We start from the raw sequence: 15,487 nt of genomic DNA, 5'->3' as shown, positions 1-15,487 counted from the left end.
GTCTCCTCATGGGTGGCCTCGTAACCGGCAAATTCGTTCATCGTCGTATCTGCTGTCCAACCAACCAGCGCCAATGGTCGCAGGAGGATCTCGGTTTTTCAAGTGAATGGCGGCCTTGCTCATGGTCCAGGCCAGCCGAGGCGTCGGCCGACTGGAGCCCAAGGCTTCAGCCTTGGATCGGCCAAGGCTGAAGCCTTGAACTCCAAATGCGCATCAATGGCCGCCACCAGACAGAGGCCGCCTGAGCTAGAATGAGTAACTTGTTAGTGAACCTTCACCTATACTGAACCGATAGGGTGAATTTCATGCAAGTTCAACGACAATTTATCGACGTGACGACCCGGCGTGTGATCATTGAGCTACCTGAGTCGTTCGTCAATCACCGCGTCGAGCTGATCGCACTCATCATCGATGACGAGTCCCTGCCGGAACAGAAACGACGGCGCCCCCATCCGGAGATCGCCGGCAAGGGGCGCACTCTAGGTGATCTGGTAGCGCCGATCGTCGACGAGGGTGATTGGGAGTGCCTCAAGTGATCGCTTGTCTTCCTTGGCGAGCTTGGCGCCTTGGCGTAATCATTCCTATTCTTCTTTGTGGCTTTTTGCCTTTGTGAGAGAATTCTTATCTTCTTTTTCTCGCTCTCTCATTCCAGCGTGGGAGCAAGCAGTGTCACTGCTCGTCACGGGCCGCTGGAGCGGCCAGACGGCATTCCCACGCTGAAGCGTGGGAACGAGAAGGAAAACAACCTACTCTGGCTCCCACGCTCCAGCGTGGGAGCAAGTCCGGACGCTCCAGCGTCCCGCCTCGTTATACGGGCCGCTGGAGCGGCCAGACGGCATTCCCACGCTGGAGCGTGGGAACGAGAATATCAACCGTCAATCCAGGGTGAAGCCATGAATATTTCATTTTCCGTCAACGACGATATCTTGTTGTCTCTGAAAGAAAATGCCGATGAGTTCGCACAGGACATGCGCTTTCTTTCAGCCTTGATGTGGTATCGGAAAAGCAAGCTATCCTTGGGCAAGGCGGCCGAATTGGCTGGTTGCAGCAAGCTGGATTTCATCGAGCGAATGAAACTGGAAAAGGAGGCTATTTTCGACTACGGCGAGCAGGAGATGAGCGAGATTTTCGCAGATGTCGCTAAGCTGCCATGATCGTCGTCGCGAACACGACTCCGATCATTTCGCTGGCTGCCATTGGACGCCTAGACATCCTCGAAAGATTGTTTGGGCGAATCATCATCGCCGAAGCGGTTTATCACGAAATCAAAGCAAAGGCCGGCTTTGGTTACGATCAGATCGATTGCGCCTATATCGAGGTTCAGTCAATTCAGGGTCATTTGTACAAGGAATTCTTGCTGACCCAGCTTGACTCGGGCGAAGCAGAGACGATTATTCTGGCTAAAGAGATCAACGCCGACTTTGTAGTCATCGACGAAAATCTGGGCTACAGACTCGCGAACAACGCCGGTTTGACCGCGATCAGAACGCTATCGATCCTGCTGAGGGCCAAGGAAAATGGCTATATTGAGCAAGTAAAGCCTTTGATGGAGGAGTTGGTCGCAAAAGGGCGCTGGTACTCAGACGCGGTTTGTCGCTCCTTTTTAGACAAGGCAGGTGAATGATGACGACCGTCGGCCAACCCGAACGCGCCACCCAGAACCGCGTCATCGCCCTCTTCCGCGACGAGTTGGGCTATCGCTGCCTGGGCGACTGGACCGACCGCGTCGGCAACAGCAACATCGAGGAGGGGCTGCTGTCGGACTGGCTGATCAGGCGCGGCTATGCTCAGGCCCAGATCGCCGTGGCGCTGCACAAGCTGCGGACCGAGGCGGGCAACCCCAACCGCACGCTGTACGGTAACAACCAGGCGGTCTATAAGCTGCTGCGCTATGGCGTGCCGGTGAAGACCGCGGCGGACAAGGTTACGGAGACCGTCGACCTCATCGATTGGCACACGCCCGAGAAGAACGACTTCGCCATCGCCGAGGAGGTGACGCTCAAAGGCAACCAGGAGCGGCGGCCGGACGGGGTGATCTACGTGAACGGTCTCGCCATCGGGACCCTGGAGCTGAAGAACAGCCGGGTGTCCATCGGTGATGGCATCCGGCAGAGCCTCTCGAACCAGCAGCCCGAGTTCAACGCCTGGTTCTACAGCACGGTGCAGTTCGTCTTCGCCGGCAGTGATTCGGAGGGGCTGAAATACGGCACCACGGGCACGCCGGAGACCTATTTCCTTCAGTGGAAGGAGGACGAGGCGGACGACAGCCGCTTCAAGCTCGACAAGTACCTGCTGAAACTGTGCGAGAAGCGCCGCCTGATCGAACTGATGCATGATTTCGTGCTGTTCGACGGGGGCATCAAGAAACTGCCCCGCGTGCACCAATACTTCGGCATCAAGGCCGGGCAACCTTTCGTGCGGCGGCGCCAGGGCGGCATCATCTGGCACACCCAGGGCAGCGGCAAGAGCATCGTCATGGTGCTGCTCGCCCGCTGGATTCTGGAGAACAATCCCAACGCCCGGGTGGTTATCATCACCGACCGGGACGAATTGGACGCGCAGATCGAGGGCGTCTTCACCGAGGCCGGCGAGACCATCTATCGCACCTACAGCGGGCGCGACCTGATGCACCAGCTCGGCCAGGCCAAGCCGCGCCTGCTGTGCAGCCTCGTTCACAAGTTCGGCCGCCGCGACGTCGATGACTTCGACGCTTTCATCGCGGACCTGGAAGGCCAGCCGAGCCAAACCGTGGGCGAGGTCTTCGTCTTCGTCGACGAGTGCCATCGCACCCAGAGCGGCAAGCTCAACCGGGTGATGAAGGCGATGATGCCCAACGCGGTCTTCATCGGTTTCACCGGCACGCCGCTGCTGAAGAAGGACAAGGCGACCAGTCTGGAGGTGTTCGGCGGCTACATCCATACCTATAAGTTCAGCGAGGCGGTGGAGGACGCCGTGGTGCTCGACCTGGTCTACGAGGCGCGGGACATCGACCAGCGGCTCGGCTCCAAGGACAAGATCGACGCCTGGTTCGCGGCCAAGACCAAGGGGCTGAACGACTGGCAGAAGGAGGAGCTGAAGCGGCAGTGGGGCACCATGCAGCGCGTGCTCAGCTCCAGGTCGCGCATGGACCGCGTGTTGAACGATATCCTCTTCGACTTCAGCGTGAAGCCGCGCCTGTCGAGCCGGCGCGGTAACGCCATCCTGGTTGCCTCCAGCATCTATGAGGCGTGCAAGTATTTCACGCTTTTTCAGCAGACGCCGCTGAAGGGCCAGTGCGCGGTGGTGACTTCGTATAACCCGCAGGCCAAGGATGTGACCCAGGAGGAGACCGGCGCCAATACCGAGACCGACCGGCAGTTCATCTACAACACCTATTCCGACCTGCTGAAGGGCGTCGATGCCAAACCGGGCATGACCAAGACCGAGACTTACGAGGCATGGGCCAAAGCGCTGTTCACCAAGGAGCCGGCCACCATGAAGCTGCTGGTGGTCGTTGACAAGCTCCTCACCGGCTTCGATGCGCCGCCCTGCACCTATCTCTATATCGATAAGTCCATGCAGGACCACGGCCTGTTCCAGGCCATTTGCCGCACCAACCGGCTCGACGGCGACGACAAGGACTTCGGTTATATCGTCGACTACAAGGATCTCTTCAAGAAGGTGGAGAACGCCATCGCGGTCTACACCTCCGAGCTGGACCACAGCGCGGGCGGGGCGGACCCCGCGGTGCTGCTGCAGGACCGGCTCAAGAAGGGCAGGGAGCGACTGGGTGATGCGCTCGAAGCCCTGGCCCTCCTGTGCGAGCCGGTGCAGCCGCCGCAGGGCGAGCTGGAGCACATCCACTATTTCTGCGGTAACACCGAGGTTCCGTCGGATCTGCAGGAACGGGAGCCGCGGCGGGCCGCGTTCTACAAGGCGACCGTCGCCCTGGTGCGCGCCTATGCCAACATCGCCGACGAACTGGAGGCCGCCGGCTACAGCGGCGCCGACATCGCCCGTCTCAAGCGGAGCCTCGACCACTATCTGAACGTCCGCGAGATCGTCCGCAAGGCCAGCGGCGAGAGCCTCGACCTCAAGCCTTACGAGGCCGACATGCGCCACCTCATCGACACCTATATCGAGGCCGATGAGCCGCGGACCATCTCGCCCTTCGACCACCTGGGCCTCCTGGAACTGATCGTGAAGACCGGCATCGCCGAGGCCATCGCCGCGCAGCTCGGCCGCCTGAAGGGCAACAAGAACGCGGTCGCCGAGACCATCGAGAACAACGTCCGCCGCAAGATCATCAAGGAGCATCTGACCGACCCGGCCTTCTACGCGACGATGTCGGCGCAGTTGCAGGAGATCATCGAGCTACGTAAGGCGAAGGCCATTGAGTATGAGGAGTACCTGAAGCGCATCGCCGCGTTGGCGCAGCGGGTGGCGGCCGGTCAGCCGCCGGACACGCCCGCGGCGCTCGACACTCCCGGCAAGCGCGCCCTCTACAACAACCTGAAGCCATCCAGCAGAGGACCAGCTGCTGCGGCGACCATCGACGAAGAGCCCGAGGCCTACGTCGTCTCCGGCGGTTCGGCCCTGGACCTGGCGCTCAAGATCGATGCCCTGGTCAGGACCGTTCGGCCCGATGGTTGGCGAGGTGTTCAGGCCCGCGAGCTGGTCATCAAGTCGGCGCTCTACGGTCTGTTGCAGGACGCGGCCGAGGTCGAGCGGCTCTTTCTGATCATCAAGGCGCAGACCGAATACTGATGGCCGCTGGGTTTCACTTGGGCGACATTGCGGTGGATGTCGTCTTCAAGGACATCAAACATATCCACCTCAGCGTCTATCCGCCGGACGGCAAGGTCCGGATCGCCGCGCCGTCGCGCATGGACCTGGACACTCTGCGCATCTTCGCCGTCTCCAAGCTCGCCTGGATCAAGCAGCAACAGCGCAAGCTGCGGGAGCAGGCGCGGGAGACGCCGCGCGAGTTCCTCGATCGCGAGAGCCACTTCCTCTGGGGCACGCGTTACCTACTCAAGGTGATCGAGGAGGAGAGCGCCCCGACCGTGGCGCTCACTCCCGGCACCCTGGTGCTACGGGTCCGGCCCGGCACCAGCGAGGAGAAGCGGCAGGCCATCATTGCCGGGTGGTATCGCCGGCAACTGAAGGAGGCCGCGACCGGACTGATCGCGCGGTGGGAAGCCATCCTTGGGGTGCAGGCGGGAAGGGTGTTCGTCCAGCGCATGAAGACCCGCTGGGGCAGTTGCAACCCCGATTCGCGTGCGATCCGGCTCAACACCGAACTGGCCAAGAAGCCGGTGCAGTGCCTTGAGTACATCGTGGCCCATGAGCTGACGCACCTGCTGGAGCGCCATCACAATGAGCGGTTCAAGACGCTGCTGGACAACAACATGCCGCAGTGGGCCCAGTATCGGGACCTATTGAACAGCCTGCCGCTGGCGCATGAGGAGTGGGGGTATTGACGCCTGGGATGTTTTCCGCACTCCTCGTGACGAGTCCGCCATCACCCCGAACTGACGCTGTTTTGCATGTATCCTGATCAGACCCGTACTATAGCCGTCGCACGTGATAACCGGACGTAGGGGCGGGTTTCAAACCCGCCCCTACACAAAGGTTTGTCTGGATATCAGGTGCGAACGCTATAACCGGACGTAGGGGCGGGTTTCAAACCCGCCCCTACACCAAGGGTCTGTCTGGATATCAGGTGAGAAGGCTATATAAACGCCGGAGACGACTCCGCGCCCGCCGCCAGGCGACTGACCTCAACCCCATCCAAGCAGGAGATTCACCGATGGCGGAGCCGCTGCATCCGGCCGCGATCCATGATTTACCCCCCTTCGTGGTGGCGCCGGGGGAGACCGACGTGCTGCTCGTGGTCATGGCCGTCTTCGTGTTCCTCGCCATGATCGGCGTCGGTGTCTTGTACTTCAAGCTCCATGCGCTGCCCGAGCAGATGGCGCATCGCGGCCAGAAGATGCAGTTTCAGATCGTCGCGGTGCTGGGGCTCCTGGCGCTCTTCACCCACAACCACGCCTTCTGGATCGCCGGGCTGCTGCTTGCCCTGGTGCCCTTGCCGGACTTCACGAGCCCGCTGTCGTCCATCGCCCGCTCCCTCGAACGGATCGCCGCGAACGGCGAACCAGCGGCGCGGCCCGCGCCCGCGCCAGTGGCCGCGCAGGCCGCGTCGCCGCCGGTCGCCGCGGATCAGCCGGCCGAACCAGGGGCGGCCTGAGCGATGTTTGAACTTCTCCTCTGCTCATCGCTGACGATCCTGCCGGATTTCCTGTTTCGCCGCTTCGTTCAGGGCAAGCGGATCGGGCACGAGATCACGCTGTTCTCGGTCTGGTTCGAACTGCGCTGGGGGATCACCCTCTGCCTGATCCTGACCTTGAGCCTGATCACGACGATCTTCTATTTTCACCCCTCCACCAAGGCCGCCACCTCGGTGTACCGCACCGTGACGATCCTGCCGGAAACGAGCGGCCGGGTGGCTGAGACCTTCGTCGACATGAACCAACGCGTGGAAGCGGGGCAGCCCTTGTTCCGGCTCGACAGCACCGAACAGGAGGCCGCGGTGGCAACGGCCCAACGCAAGGTCGCCGAGGTCGAGGCCGCGATGGTCGTGGCCAAGTCCCAGCTCGCCGAAGCGGATGGCCGTATCGTCCAGGCGCGCGGCGCGCGCCAGCAGGCCATCGACGAGCTCGCGGCCCGGTCGGAAGTGCAGCGCCGCAGTCCCGGCTCGGTCGCGGAGCGCGACGTCGATCGGGTGCGTGTGCAAGTCGACACCCAGCAGGGTGCGCTCGACGCGGCCCTGGCGAACCGCGAGGCCGTCGTCTCGGAGATGGAGTTCAAGCTGCCGGCCCAGAAGGCGAGCGCTGAGGCGGCGCTGCGCGAGGCCGAGGTGGACCTCAAGAAGACCCTGGTGGTGGCCGGGACCGACGGGATTCTGCAGCAGTTCGCGTTGCGGCCGGGCGATGTGGTCAACCCGATGCTCAGACCCGCCGGCATCCTGGTGCCGGAGCGCAAGGTCACGGCCCTCTTGGCCGGTTTCGGGCAGATCGAGGCGCAGGTGATGAAGGTGGGCATGATCGGCGAGGTGACGTGCATCGCCAAGCCCTGGGTCATCGTCCCGATGGTCGTCACCGAGGTCCAGAACGTCATCGCCGCCGGCCAGGTGCGGCCGACCGACTCGCGTAGCGACCCCGTGGGAGCGGCGTCCCGCCGCGATGGATGCCGCGGTCACCCCGCACGGTCGGGTTACGCGCCCGGCCCCATCGCGGCGGGACGCCGCTCCCACGGGGGACTTTCATCTTCCGGGGTGGCTTGATGTCCCATATGATGGCCGTTAGCCTTGGCGGCCACTCACCGCCCCCTGAGGAAGGTTCGGGCCGTGCGATGCGCATCGGCATTTTTCAACCCGCTTTGCAGTGCAGAGGCAAGATCATGGATATCGCGCAGCGGATTTATGTCGAGTTTTCACCTGGGCTCAAGGCCAGGCTCAACAATCGGATCAGTTTACGGGAGGCACTGAGCTTCGCCGAGATCGGCGTGGTGGTCGACTGGCACGCAGTGCCGCCGAGCGACCCCGCCGAGCCCGGTCACGGGCTGGTGGAAAGCGTGAGTGCGACCGCGATTGCCGCGTCGCTGGTGGCTGCTGTCCCGGTGATCGAATCCGCGGTTTCACAGTATCTCGAGCACAAGGCGGTCAGTGACACCCACTTCGTCTATTGGGTCAACGAACCCCTGCTGGAGAGCAACGGCGCACCGGTCCTGGACGCCGCGGGTGAGCCCCGCACGATCCGGCGGCGCATCAGCGGTGTCGACGCCTTTCCCAATTTGCCCGACCAGGGCATCACCCTGACCATCGGCGACCAGAGCGCTTCCGTTGAAGCCGGTCAGGACGATCTCGAATCCGCGGCCGTGCGGGCCAGCCCGTCCGAGGGCTGATCAAGGCTTCAGTGCGGTGATGCATCTCAAGGTGATCGGAAGACGATGACCCAGCCCGCACGCTGACCCTCTCCCGTGGGAGCGGCCTCCGGCCGCGACGCGGCGCCACGGGAAACACTTAATGGTCGCGATCCCGCGCGGCCCCATCGCGGCCGGAGGCCGCTCCCACAGGGTCGCCGTCGGCGCTCGATGCGCCGCCGGGCCTTGACCTGACCGGCCGCGGCCGCCAGCTTGGGTGGACTTACCGCTCCTCGGGTTGTCGATTCGCCGCCAATGCCGCTGCTCCTCATCCTGCTGTTCCTGCCCTGGCTCGCTTGGGCCAACCCGGTCACGACCGAGCATGTGACCGCGCGGCTGCTCGCCGAGCGCCAGAGCGCGGCGCCGGGCCAGCCGGCCGAGTTGCTGCTGGTGCTCGATATCCGGCCGCACTGGCACACCTACTGGCGCAACCCCGGTGACTCCGGCGAGGCGCCGCGGGTGGAGTGGACGCTGCCCGCCGGGGTGACGGCCGGTCCGCTGGGCTTTCCCCATCCCGAACTGATCCGGGTCGGACCGCTGGCGAACTACGGGTATTCCGGCCGGGCCCTGCATCCGGTGACCATCCAAGTGCCCGCCGACTGGCCGATCGGCGCACCGCTGACGCTGCGTGCGGCGGCGCAGTGGCTGGTCTGCGAGGAGTTCTGCGTGCCGGAGTCGGCGGTCTTGGACCTGACCCTGCCGACCGCGGCCGTGCCGGGGCCGGCGGACCCCGCGAGCGCGGAGCCCTTTGCCGCCGCCCGTGCCGGGCTGCCGACGGGGACGATCGCCGACGCTGTGCTGGATCGTCCATCCGCCGCGGCCGGCGGCGGACTGCGGCTGACCGTCCCCTGGACGGGCGCGCGCCCGGCCGAGGTCTGGTATTTTTCCGGCGTCTGGGGCCTGATCGACCATGCCGCGCCGCAGCCGTGGCGCGAGGATGCGGGGCGCCTGCTGATCGACCTGACGCCTGGGGCCGCGTCCAGCCAGACGGACCCGGACGGCGTGCTGGTCACGCGTGCGGACGACGGCCGGGTGCAGTCGTTTACGCTCAGTCCCACAGCGCCGTCCGCGGTGCCGACCGACGTAGCGGCGCCGCCGCTCGGCCTGGCGCTGGCCCTGGGCATGGCCTTCCTCGGCGGACTGATTCTGAATCTCATGCCCTGTGTGTTCCCGGTGCTCGCCATCAAAGCCCTGGGTCTGGCGCAGCAAGCCGGGCTGGGCACCGCCGCGCGGGTCGGCCAGGGGCTGGCCTATACCGCGGGCGTGCTGGTGTTCTTCGGCCTGATCGCCGGGCTGCTGCTGGCCCTGCGTGCCGGGGGGGCGGCCGTGGGCTGGGGCTTCCAGTTGCAGTATCCGCCAGTGGTCGCCGGTCTGGCCTATCTGTTCCTGGTGCTGGGTCTGAGCCTGGCCGGTGCCGTGACCCTGGGCGGCCGGCTGATGGGGTTGGCGGGCGGTGCAGTGCCGGGCCGTCGCGGGCACGGTCTGGCCGAGGCCTTCTGGACCGGCGCGCTGGCGGCGCTGGTCGCCGCCCCCTGCACCGCGCCCTTCATGGGCGCGGCCCTGGGGTATGCCGTGACCTTGCCCTGGCTGCCGGCGCTCGCGATCCTGCTCACCCTGGGGCTGGGCTTGGCCGCGCCCTTCCTGCTGGTGTCCGCGGTGCCCTTCCTGGCCCGTCGGCTGCCGCGGCCGGGCGCCTGGATGGACACACTCAAACAGTTGCTGGCCTTTCCGATGTTCGCCACCGCGGCCTGGCTGATCTGGGTGCTGAGCGTGCAGACCGGACCGACCGGCGTAGCGCTGGTGCTCACGGGGCTGCTGATGCTGTCCTTCGGGCTCTGGCTGCGCGAGCGCACCGCCCTGGGGTCCGACCGTCGGCGTCTGGCGGGCGGTGCCGCCGCCCTGGCGGCGCTGGCCGTCGCCCTGTGGCTGGCGGTGCTGACGGCGCAGTCCGTCCCGGTCGCGCCGTCCGCGGCCGGCCGCGGCACCCACACAAGCGGTCTGGTGAGCGAGCCCTATACCCCGGAGCAACTGGCCGCCGCGCGCGCCCAGGGTCGGCCCGTGTTCGTCAACATGACCGCCGCCTGGTGCATCACCTGTCTGGTCAACGAGCGGGTGGCGCTCGACACCGCCGCCGTTGCCGCCGCCTTCGCGCGCGGCCAGGTGCGCTACCTCAAGGGCGACTGGACCAATCGGGACGCCGCCATCACCGACTATCTGGCCGGTTTCGGACGCAACGGCGTGCCGCTCTACGTGTTCTATCCGCCCGGTGAGCCGCCGCGCGTCCTGTCCCAGGTGCTGACCCCGGCCGGAGTCATCGCGGCCCTGGCCCCTACGATTCCGCCAAACCAATCCCAACCAGAGGAATGATGTCCATGCGCGCTTCCCGTTCCATCTTCACCATCAAAACCCCGTGGCTCGCCGTCCTGGCACTCGCCGCCGTGCTGGGCGCACCCGCGGTCAGCGCCAAGCCGGAGGTGGGTCAGCCGGCACCCGCCTTCAGCGTCACCGACACCACCGGCAAGACCTGGGACCTCCCGGCGGTCGCCGGCAAGACCGTCGTCCTGGAGTGGACCAACCACGACTGTCCCTATGTGCGCAAACACTATGACAGCGGCAACATGCAAGCCCTCCAGAAAGAGGCGACCGGTCAGGGCGTGCTCTGGCTGTCGGTCATCTCCTCGGCGCCCGGCAAGCAAGGCAATGTCAGCCCGGCCGAAGCCGACGCGCTCACCAAGACCCGCGTCGCCGCTCCCACCGCCGTCCTGCTCGACCCCACGGGCACCATGGGCCAGGCCTACGGCGCTCAGACCACGCCCCACCTGTACGTAATCGACGCCACCGGCACCCTGGTCTATATGGGCGGCATCGACGACCGTCCGACCAGCAGCCAGGCGGACATCCCCGGTGCCAAGAACCATGTCCGCGCCGCGCTCGCCGACCTGGCCGCCGGCAAGCCGGTCGCCACCGCGGTGACCCGGCCCTATGGCTGTTCGGTAAAATACTGACGGGCCGTCTGTCGCCGCGGGCCGGCTCTGCCCGGTCCGCGCCACATCCTATGGGCTCTTTGTAGGGGCGGGTTTGAAACCCGCCCCGACGCCCGGTGATCACGTCCGACTCATCGATTGGATGCTGCGGCTGCCCCCGGCCCTTGAACTTGAACTGCGCGGCGAACTGATCGCACTTGAGGAGCAACAGAAAATGTCCTATGTCATGAGCATTGAACTCATGGCCGAAGAACGCGGCGTGCAAATCGGCGAGCAACGCGGCGAAGCCCGCGTCCTGCTGCGGCTACTCACCCTCAAGTTCGGCCCCCCGTCACCCGAGATCCAACAACGTGTCAGCGAAGCCGATGCCGACACCCTGCTCGCGTGGTCCGAGCGGGTGCTCAGTGCCGACACCATTGATGACATCGTCGATTAAGGCGATTTCCGACAATTTGGATACCGGTGAGTGTAGGCGCGACTTCAGTCGCACCTGCGTCCGAGTCGGTGCGACTGAAGTCGCATCGACATCCGAGCCGACGGTCGCGCAGCGACCCCGTGGGAGCGGCGTCCCGCCGCGATGGGGCCGGGCGTGTCACCGCAGCGTTCGAGGTCACCGCGGCACCGCATCGCGGCGGGACGCCGCTCCCACGGGGGCGCGGGGGCCATGCATCGTTCGGGGTGGCTGGTCGTTAGCCGGAGGGTGCCCGAAGGACGGTATCTTGCCTTGCGTGGGGGCCGCCGGCTAAAGCCTCGGCCTCCAGTTGGAGGTATGCGTCTTCAACCGGATGCGGTTCGCTGGAGCCACCCTGTCGCGGTCAGCACTCTACCGGGCCGCGACCAGGCGCCGCGCTTGCCGTGCGGCCCTGTCGGCCGCTACGCTTCGGTTCTACCAGACGCGGGACACCCTGCACCGGACGCCGAACACCGCCATGCCCCAGCCAATCCGCCTGCTGCATCTGTCCGATCTTCACTTCCGCGCCGGCACGGCCTGGGATGCGGACCCGGTGCTGCGCGCCCTGCGCGCCTTTATCGCCGCTGAGATCAAAACCGGGCTCGCTCCTGATCTGGTGGTGATCACCGGCGATTTGGCTCACGCCGGGACGGCCGACGAATACGCGCTGGCGCGAAGTTGGCTGGACGCCCTATGGTCGACCCTGAATCAGGAGCGCCCCGAGCCGTTGCCCCAGAACCGCCTGCTGCTGGTCCCCGGCAATCACGATGTGGATCGCCGTCGCGTCAGCCGGGGGGTTCGCAGCATCCAGGATGGTCTGCTGAGCGCGCTATCCCAGGACGATATCGCCGAGACGCTGCAAGACCAAGGCGAGCGTGAACTGCTCCTCAAGCGCCACACCGAGTACCTCAACTTCTACGCCGCCTGGCTCGACGAGCCCCAGCCCCGGCCCTGGTGGCAGCGCCGCATCGAGATCCAGGGTCAATGCCTGCACGCCGCCGGCCTCGACTCCGCCTGGATGGCGTCCGGCGACGACGACCGCGGTCGCCTGCTGCTCGGTCGCTACCAGGTCAATGAGACCGTGCTGCACCCGGACGCCGAGGGCGCCGACTGGGGCCTCGCCCTGCTGCATCACCCCTGGGACTATCTGGCCGAGTTCGACACCCACGAAGCGCGCCAGATCATCCACCTGGACCGGGATCTCGTGCTGCGCGGCCACCTGCACGCGGGTGAGGCGTTTCGTGTGCTGCCGCCCGATCCGGCCCGCGCCTGCCTGGAACTGGCCGCCGGCTCTGTCTATGACGGCAGCCGGCACCCCAACGCCTTCCAATGGATCGAACTCCGGCCTGAGCCGCGACGGGTCCGGGTGCTGTTCCGCGCCTGGATCAAGGGCGAATGGATCGTCGACCGCAATCAGCCAGGCTGCCCGGATGGTGCGGCGGACTTCGACCTCGCCCTAGTCCAGCCGCCGGACCCGCCGATCAACGGCCGCGAACCGCCTCCCGCCGACCCCACCCGCTATCTCGACAGCCTATGGGAGGACACCGCCAACCTCGCCATCCGCGGGATCAAGACCGGCCGGGCCGAGGCCAACCGCATCCCCATCGCCGATCTCTATATCGAATTGCAGGCCACCGGCGGCGGTGGCGCCGGCCAGGGGCAGGAGGGGCGCCTCGCGGCCCATCGACCCGGCGCCAGCCCGCTGCACGCCGCCCTGATCCATCACCGTCTTCTCATCATCGGCGACCCCGGCTGCGGCAAGACCACCTTCCTGCGCTGGGTGGCGCACTGTCTGGCCGCGGACCGGCTGGGGCGCGCGCCGGGTCCGGATGCCGCCGCCCGGCAGCTGGGTCTGGAGCGGGCGCGTCTGCCGCTGCTGGTGCGCATCACCGACTGGCTCGACTTCATCGCCGGCCAACAGGAGCGCCGCCGCGGCCCCGCCCGCGCGCGGACCGCCGACTGGCTGATCGAATTCCTGGCCGACGACGCCCGCGGCCACAACCTGGGGCTCGGCGCGGACGACTTCCGCCGGTTGCTGAACGCCGGCGACGCCATGATCCTGCTCGACGGGTTGGACGAGGCTCCCGATCAGAGCCGACGCCGCACCCTGGTCGAGGTCATCGAATGCGTCGCCCGCGCCTACCGCGACTGCCCGCTGGTGGTCACCAGCCGCCCCGCCGCGCTCCAGGAGGAGACGCTGCTCAGCGGCTTCGTGCACACCACCATCGACCGGCTGGACCCCGCCGCTATCGCCCGCTTCCTCGGCCGCTGGAGCCGCGCCCTGTTCCCCGACAGCGCGCGCCAGGCCGAGGACCATCGCCGGGCGCTCGCCGCCGCACTCGACTGCCGCCCCGAAATCCGCCGGCTGGCCCGTAACGCCGTCATGCTCACCGCGCTCGCCGTCGTGCACTGGAACGACAAGCGGTTGCCCGAACAGCGCGCCGAACTCTATGAATCCATCCTCAACTGGCTGATCCAGGCGCGCGAGGCCCGCCCCGGCCGGGCCCCGGCGCAGCGCTGCCGCCAACTGCTGAAAGACCTCGCGCTCGCCATGCAGGCTGATCCCCAGGGCCGGCAGGTCCAGGTCACCCGTCACTGGGCGGCCGAGCGTATCGCCCACCGCTTTCGGGCCGGAGACGCCGCCGACCCTGGGCCGCTGGAGTGTGCCGACCGCTTCCTGGTCGATGAGGAACAGGACAGCGGCATCCTCGTGCGCCGCGGCAACCAACTGCGCTTCTGGCACCTGACCTTTCAGGAATACCTGGCCGCCCAGGCCCTGGCCGGCCTGGCGGACGGCGAGCGCAACGCCGTGCTGCTCGGCCCCAGGGGCACCGCGGTCCCCGCCCTCTATCGCCCGGAGTGGCGCGAGACCGTGCTGCTGCTCGGCGGGGTGCTCCATGAGCAAGGCGTCGACAAGGTGGACGGACTGTTCGGCGCCGTCCTCGACGGCTGCGGCCCCGGCCTGGCGGATCAGGCCCGCGCCGCCGGCCTTCTGGGCGCCCTGGTGCGCGATCTGGACCCATTCCACTACCAGCCGGGTGACCCGCGTTACGCCCGGTGCCTCACCACCGCCCTGGGCGTCTTCGACCCGGTACAGGCCCCGGCGATCCCGCTGCCGGACCGCATTGCCGCGGCCGACGCCCTGGCCCAGGCGGGGGACCCGCGGCTCGGCTGGCACCGGCCGGCGCGCTGGGTCGAACTGCCGGGCGGGCGCTTGCTGATGGGTGCGCAGAAGAAGCGCAAGAAGGCCCCGGGCTATGACCCCGAGGCTTACGATGACGAGGCCCCGGTCCATGAGGTTGAGGTCAGCGCCTTCGCCATGGCGCGCTTCCCGGTAACCGTCGCCGAGTTCGCCGCATTCCTGGAAGACGAGGACTGCGAGGACTCCCGCTGGTGGGCCGCCGGCGGAGCGGACCAGCACAGCGCGCCGGATGACTGGGATGACCAGCAGGTCCACCCCAGCCGCCCGGTGGTGAACGTCTCCTGGTATCAGGCGACGGCCTTCTGCGCCTGGCTGACTGATCGCCTGGCGCGGCCCCAGGGCACCAAGGGGACCGTCCTGCTGCCCGCGGATCGCGTGGTCCGTTTGCCCACCGAGGCCGAGTGGGAGTACGCCGCCCGTGGTGAGGCGGGACGACGCTATCCCTGGGGCGACGAAGCGCCCGATGCGCAGCGTGCCAACTTCGACGCGGCCAAGGTCGGGGCACCGAGCCCGGTGGGCATCTTCACCGGCGACTGCACGCCCGAGGGTATTCTGGATCTGGCCGGCAACGTGCTGGAATGGTGCTTCGACGCTGTTCGCGAGGACTTCTACGGGCAGTGTCAGAGCCAAGGGCTGGTCGCCGATCCGCTTACCACAGGCGATGGCGGGTCGCCGCGCGTCTTGCGCGGCAGTGCCTTCAGCGTCGGGGCCAGGTTCCTGCGCTCGTCGGGCCGGGTCGGGGACGGGTCCGGGGGCCGGTACGGGGGCGTCGGGTTCCGCTGCGTCTTGGCCGCGCGCCGCCAGCCTTGACCCGCCCCCTCTGGTTACGAAGCGCCAGCTTCCAGAGACCGGCAACGACCAGCTACCCGCGGAACACCGGCAATG

The 15,487-nt window shown here is 66.6% G+C and carries 12 protein-coding genes; all 12 read left to right on the top strand.

The window, feature by feature from the left end; all coding sequences use genetic code 11:
* The first annotated feature begins 305 nt into the window (after positions 1-305).
* Entirely contained in the window at positions 306-536 is a 231-nt protein-coding gene (locus A39O_RS0127655; protein WP_020507905.1) for a hypothetical protein, read from the top strand.
* 357 nt (positions 537-893) lie between these two features.
* Complete coding sequence (locus A39O_RS0127650) at positions 894-1,154, top strand: UPF0175 family protein (RefSeq protein ID WP_020507904.1); 261 nt, start codon at positions 894-896, stop codon at positions 1,152-1,154.
* Positions 1,151-1,624: a DUF3368 domain-containing protein gene (locus tag A39O_RS0127645; protein WP_020507903.1), complete on the top strand. Its 474-nt coding sequence runs from the start codon at positions 1,151-1,153 to the stop codon at positions 1,622-1,624. Before A39O_RS0127650 ends, A39O_RS0127645 begins: the two co-directional genes overlap by 4 nt.
* Positions 1,624-4,746, top strand: a complete 3,123-nt coding sequence (locus A39O_RS0127640; protein WP_020507902.1) for a type I restriction endonuclease subunit R — start codon at positions 1,624-1,626, stop codon at positions 4,744-4,746. Before A39O_RS0127645 ends, A39O_RS0127640 begins: the two co-directional genes overlap by 1 nt.
* Complete coding sequence (locus A39O_RS0127635) at positions 4,746-5,462, top strand: M48 family metallopeptidase (protein ID WP_020507901.1); 717 nt, start codon at positions 4,746-4,748, stop codon at positions 5,460-5,462. The genes A39O_RS0127640 and A39O_RS0127635 overlap by 1 nt, the downstream gene beginning before the upstream one ends.
* A gap of 329 nt (positions 5,463-5,791) precedes the next feature.
* Entirely contained in the window at positions 5,792-6,232 is a 441-nt protein-coding gene (locus A39O_RS0127630) for a hypothetical protein (protein ID WP_020507900.1), read from the top strand.
* A gap of 3 nt (positions 6,233-6,235) precedes the next feature.
* On the top strand, positions 6,236-7,327 hold the full coding sequence (locus A39O_RS0127625) for an HlyD family secretion protein (protein ID WP_020507899.1): 1,092 nt from the start codon (positions 6,236-6,238) through the stop codon (positions 7,325-7,327).
* A gap of 116 nt (positions 7,328-7,443) precedes the next feature.
* Positions 7,444-7,947 carry a hypothetical protein gene (locus tag A39O_RS0127620; protein ID WP_157640459.1) on the top strand — a complete coding sequence of 168 codons (504 nt, stop codon included), beginning with the start codon at positions 7,444-7,446 and terminating at the stop codon, positions 7,945-7,947.
* A gap of 273 nt (positions 7,948-8,220) precedes the next feature.
* On the top strand, positions 8,221-10,332 hold the full coding sequence (locus tag A39O_RS0127615) for a protein-disulfide reductase DsbD family protein (protein WP_020507897.1): 2,112 nt from the start codon (positions 8,221-8,223) through the stop codon (positions 10,330-10,332).
* Positions 10,332-10,970 carry a thioredoxin family protein gene (locus A39O_RS0127610; RefSeq protein WP_020507896.1) on the top strand — a complete coding sequence of 213 codons (639 nt, stop codon included), beginning with the start codon at positions 10,332-10,334 and terminating at the stop codon, positions 10,968-10,970. Before A39O_RS0127615 ends, A39O_RS0127610 begins: the two co-directional genes overlap by 1 nt.
* 73 nt (positions 10,971-11,043) lie before the next feature.
* A complete protein-coding gene (locus A39O_RS35485) occupies positions 11,044-11,385 on the top strand; it encodes a DUF4351 domain-containing protein (RefSeq protein ID WP_026199785.1) in 342 nt (113 codons plus the stop codon).
* Positions 11,386-11,878: 493 nt separating this feature from the next.
* Entirely contained in the window at positions 11,879-15,412 is a 3,534-nt protein-coding gene (locus A39O_RS0127600; RefSeq protein WP_157640458.1) for an SUMF1/EgtB/PvdO family nonheme iron enzyme, read from the top strand.
* The last annotated feature ends 75 nt before the right edge of the window (positions 15,413-15,487 follow it).

This window comes from Lamprocystis purpurea DSM 4197 (assembly GCF_000379525.1).
GTDB lineage: Bacteria > Pseudomonadota > Gammaproteobacteria > Chromatiales > Chromatiaceae > Thiodictyon > Thiodictyon purpureum.
The sequence above is the reverse complement of the archived record's forward strand: the minus strand, read 5'-3'. Positions and strand labels throughout refer to the sequence as shown.

Bases quoted from the DNA above. Each gene is read 5' to 3' on its own strand.
- A39O_RS0127655 (WP_020507905.1), top strand. From the start codon at position 306: ATGCAAGTTCAACGACAATTTATCGACGTGACGACCCGGCGTGTGATC.
- A39O_RS0127650 (WP_020507904.1), top strand. From the start codon at position 894: ATGAATATTTCATTTTCCGTCAACGACGATATCTTGTTGTCTCTGAAA.
- A39O_RS0127645 (WP_020507903.1), top strand. From the start codon at position 1,151: ATGATCGTCGTCGCGAACACGACTCCGATCATTTCGCTGGCTGCCATT.
- A39O_RS0127640 (WP_020507902.1), top strand. From the start codon at position 1,624: ATGACGACCGTCGGCCAACCCGAACGCGCCACCCAGAACCGCGTCATC.
- A39O_RS0127635 (WP_020507901.1), top strand. From the start codon at position 4,746: ATGGCCGCTGGGTTTCACTTGGGCGACATTGCGGTGGATGTCGTCTTC.
- A39O_RS0127630 (WP_020507900.1), top strand. From the start codon at position 5,792: ATGGCGGAGCCGCTGCATCCGGCCGCGATCCATGATTTACCCCCCTTC.
- A39O_RS0127625 (WP_020507899.1), top strand. From the start codon at position 6,236: ATGTTTGAACTTCTCCTCTGCTCATCGCTGACGATCCTGCCGGATTTC.
- A39O_RS0127620 (WP_157640459.1), top strand. From the start codon at position 7,444: ATGGATATCGCGCAGCGGATTTATGTCGAGTTTTCACCTGGGCTCAAG.
- A39O_RS0127615 (WP_020507897.1), top strand. From the start codon at position 8,221: ATGCCGCTGCTCCTCATCCTGCTGTTCCTGCCCTGGCTCGCTTGGGCC.
- A39O_RS0127610 (WP_020507896.1), top strand. From the start codon at position 10,332: ATGTCCATGCGCGCTTCCCGTTCCATCTTCACCATCAAAACCCCGTGG.
- A39O_RS0127600 (WP_157640458.1), top strand. From the start codon at position 11,879: ATGCCCCAGCCAATCCGCCTGCTGCATCTGTCCGATCTTCACTTCCGC.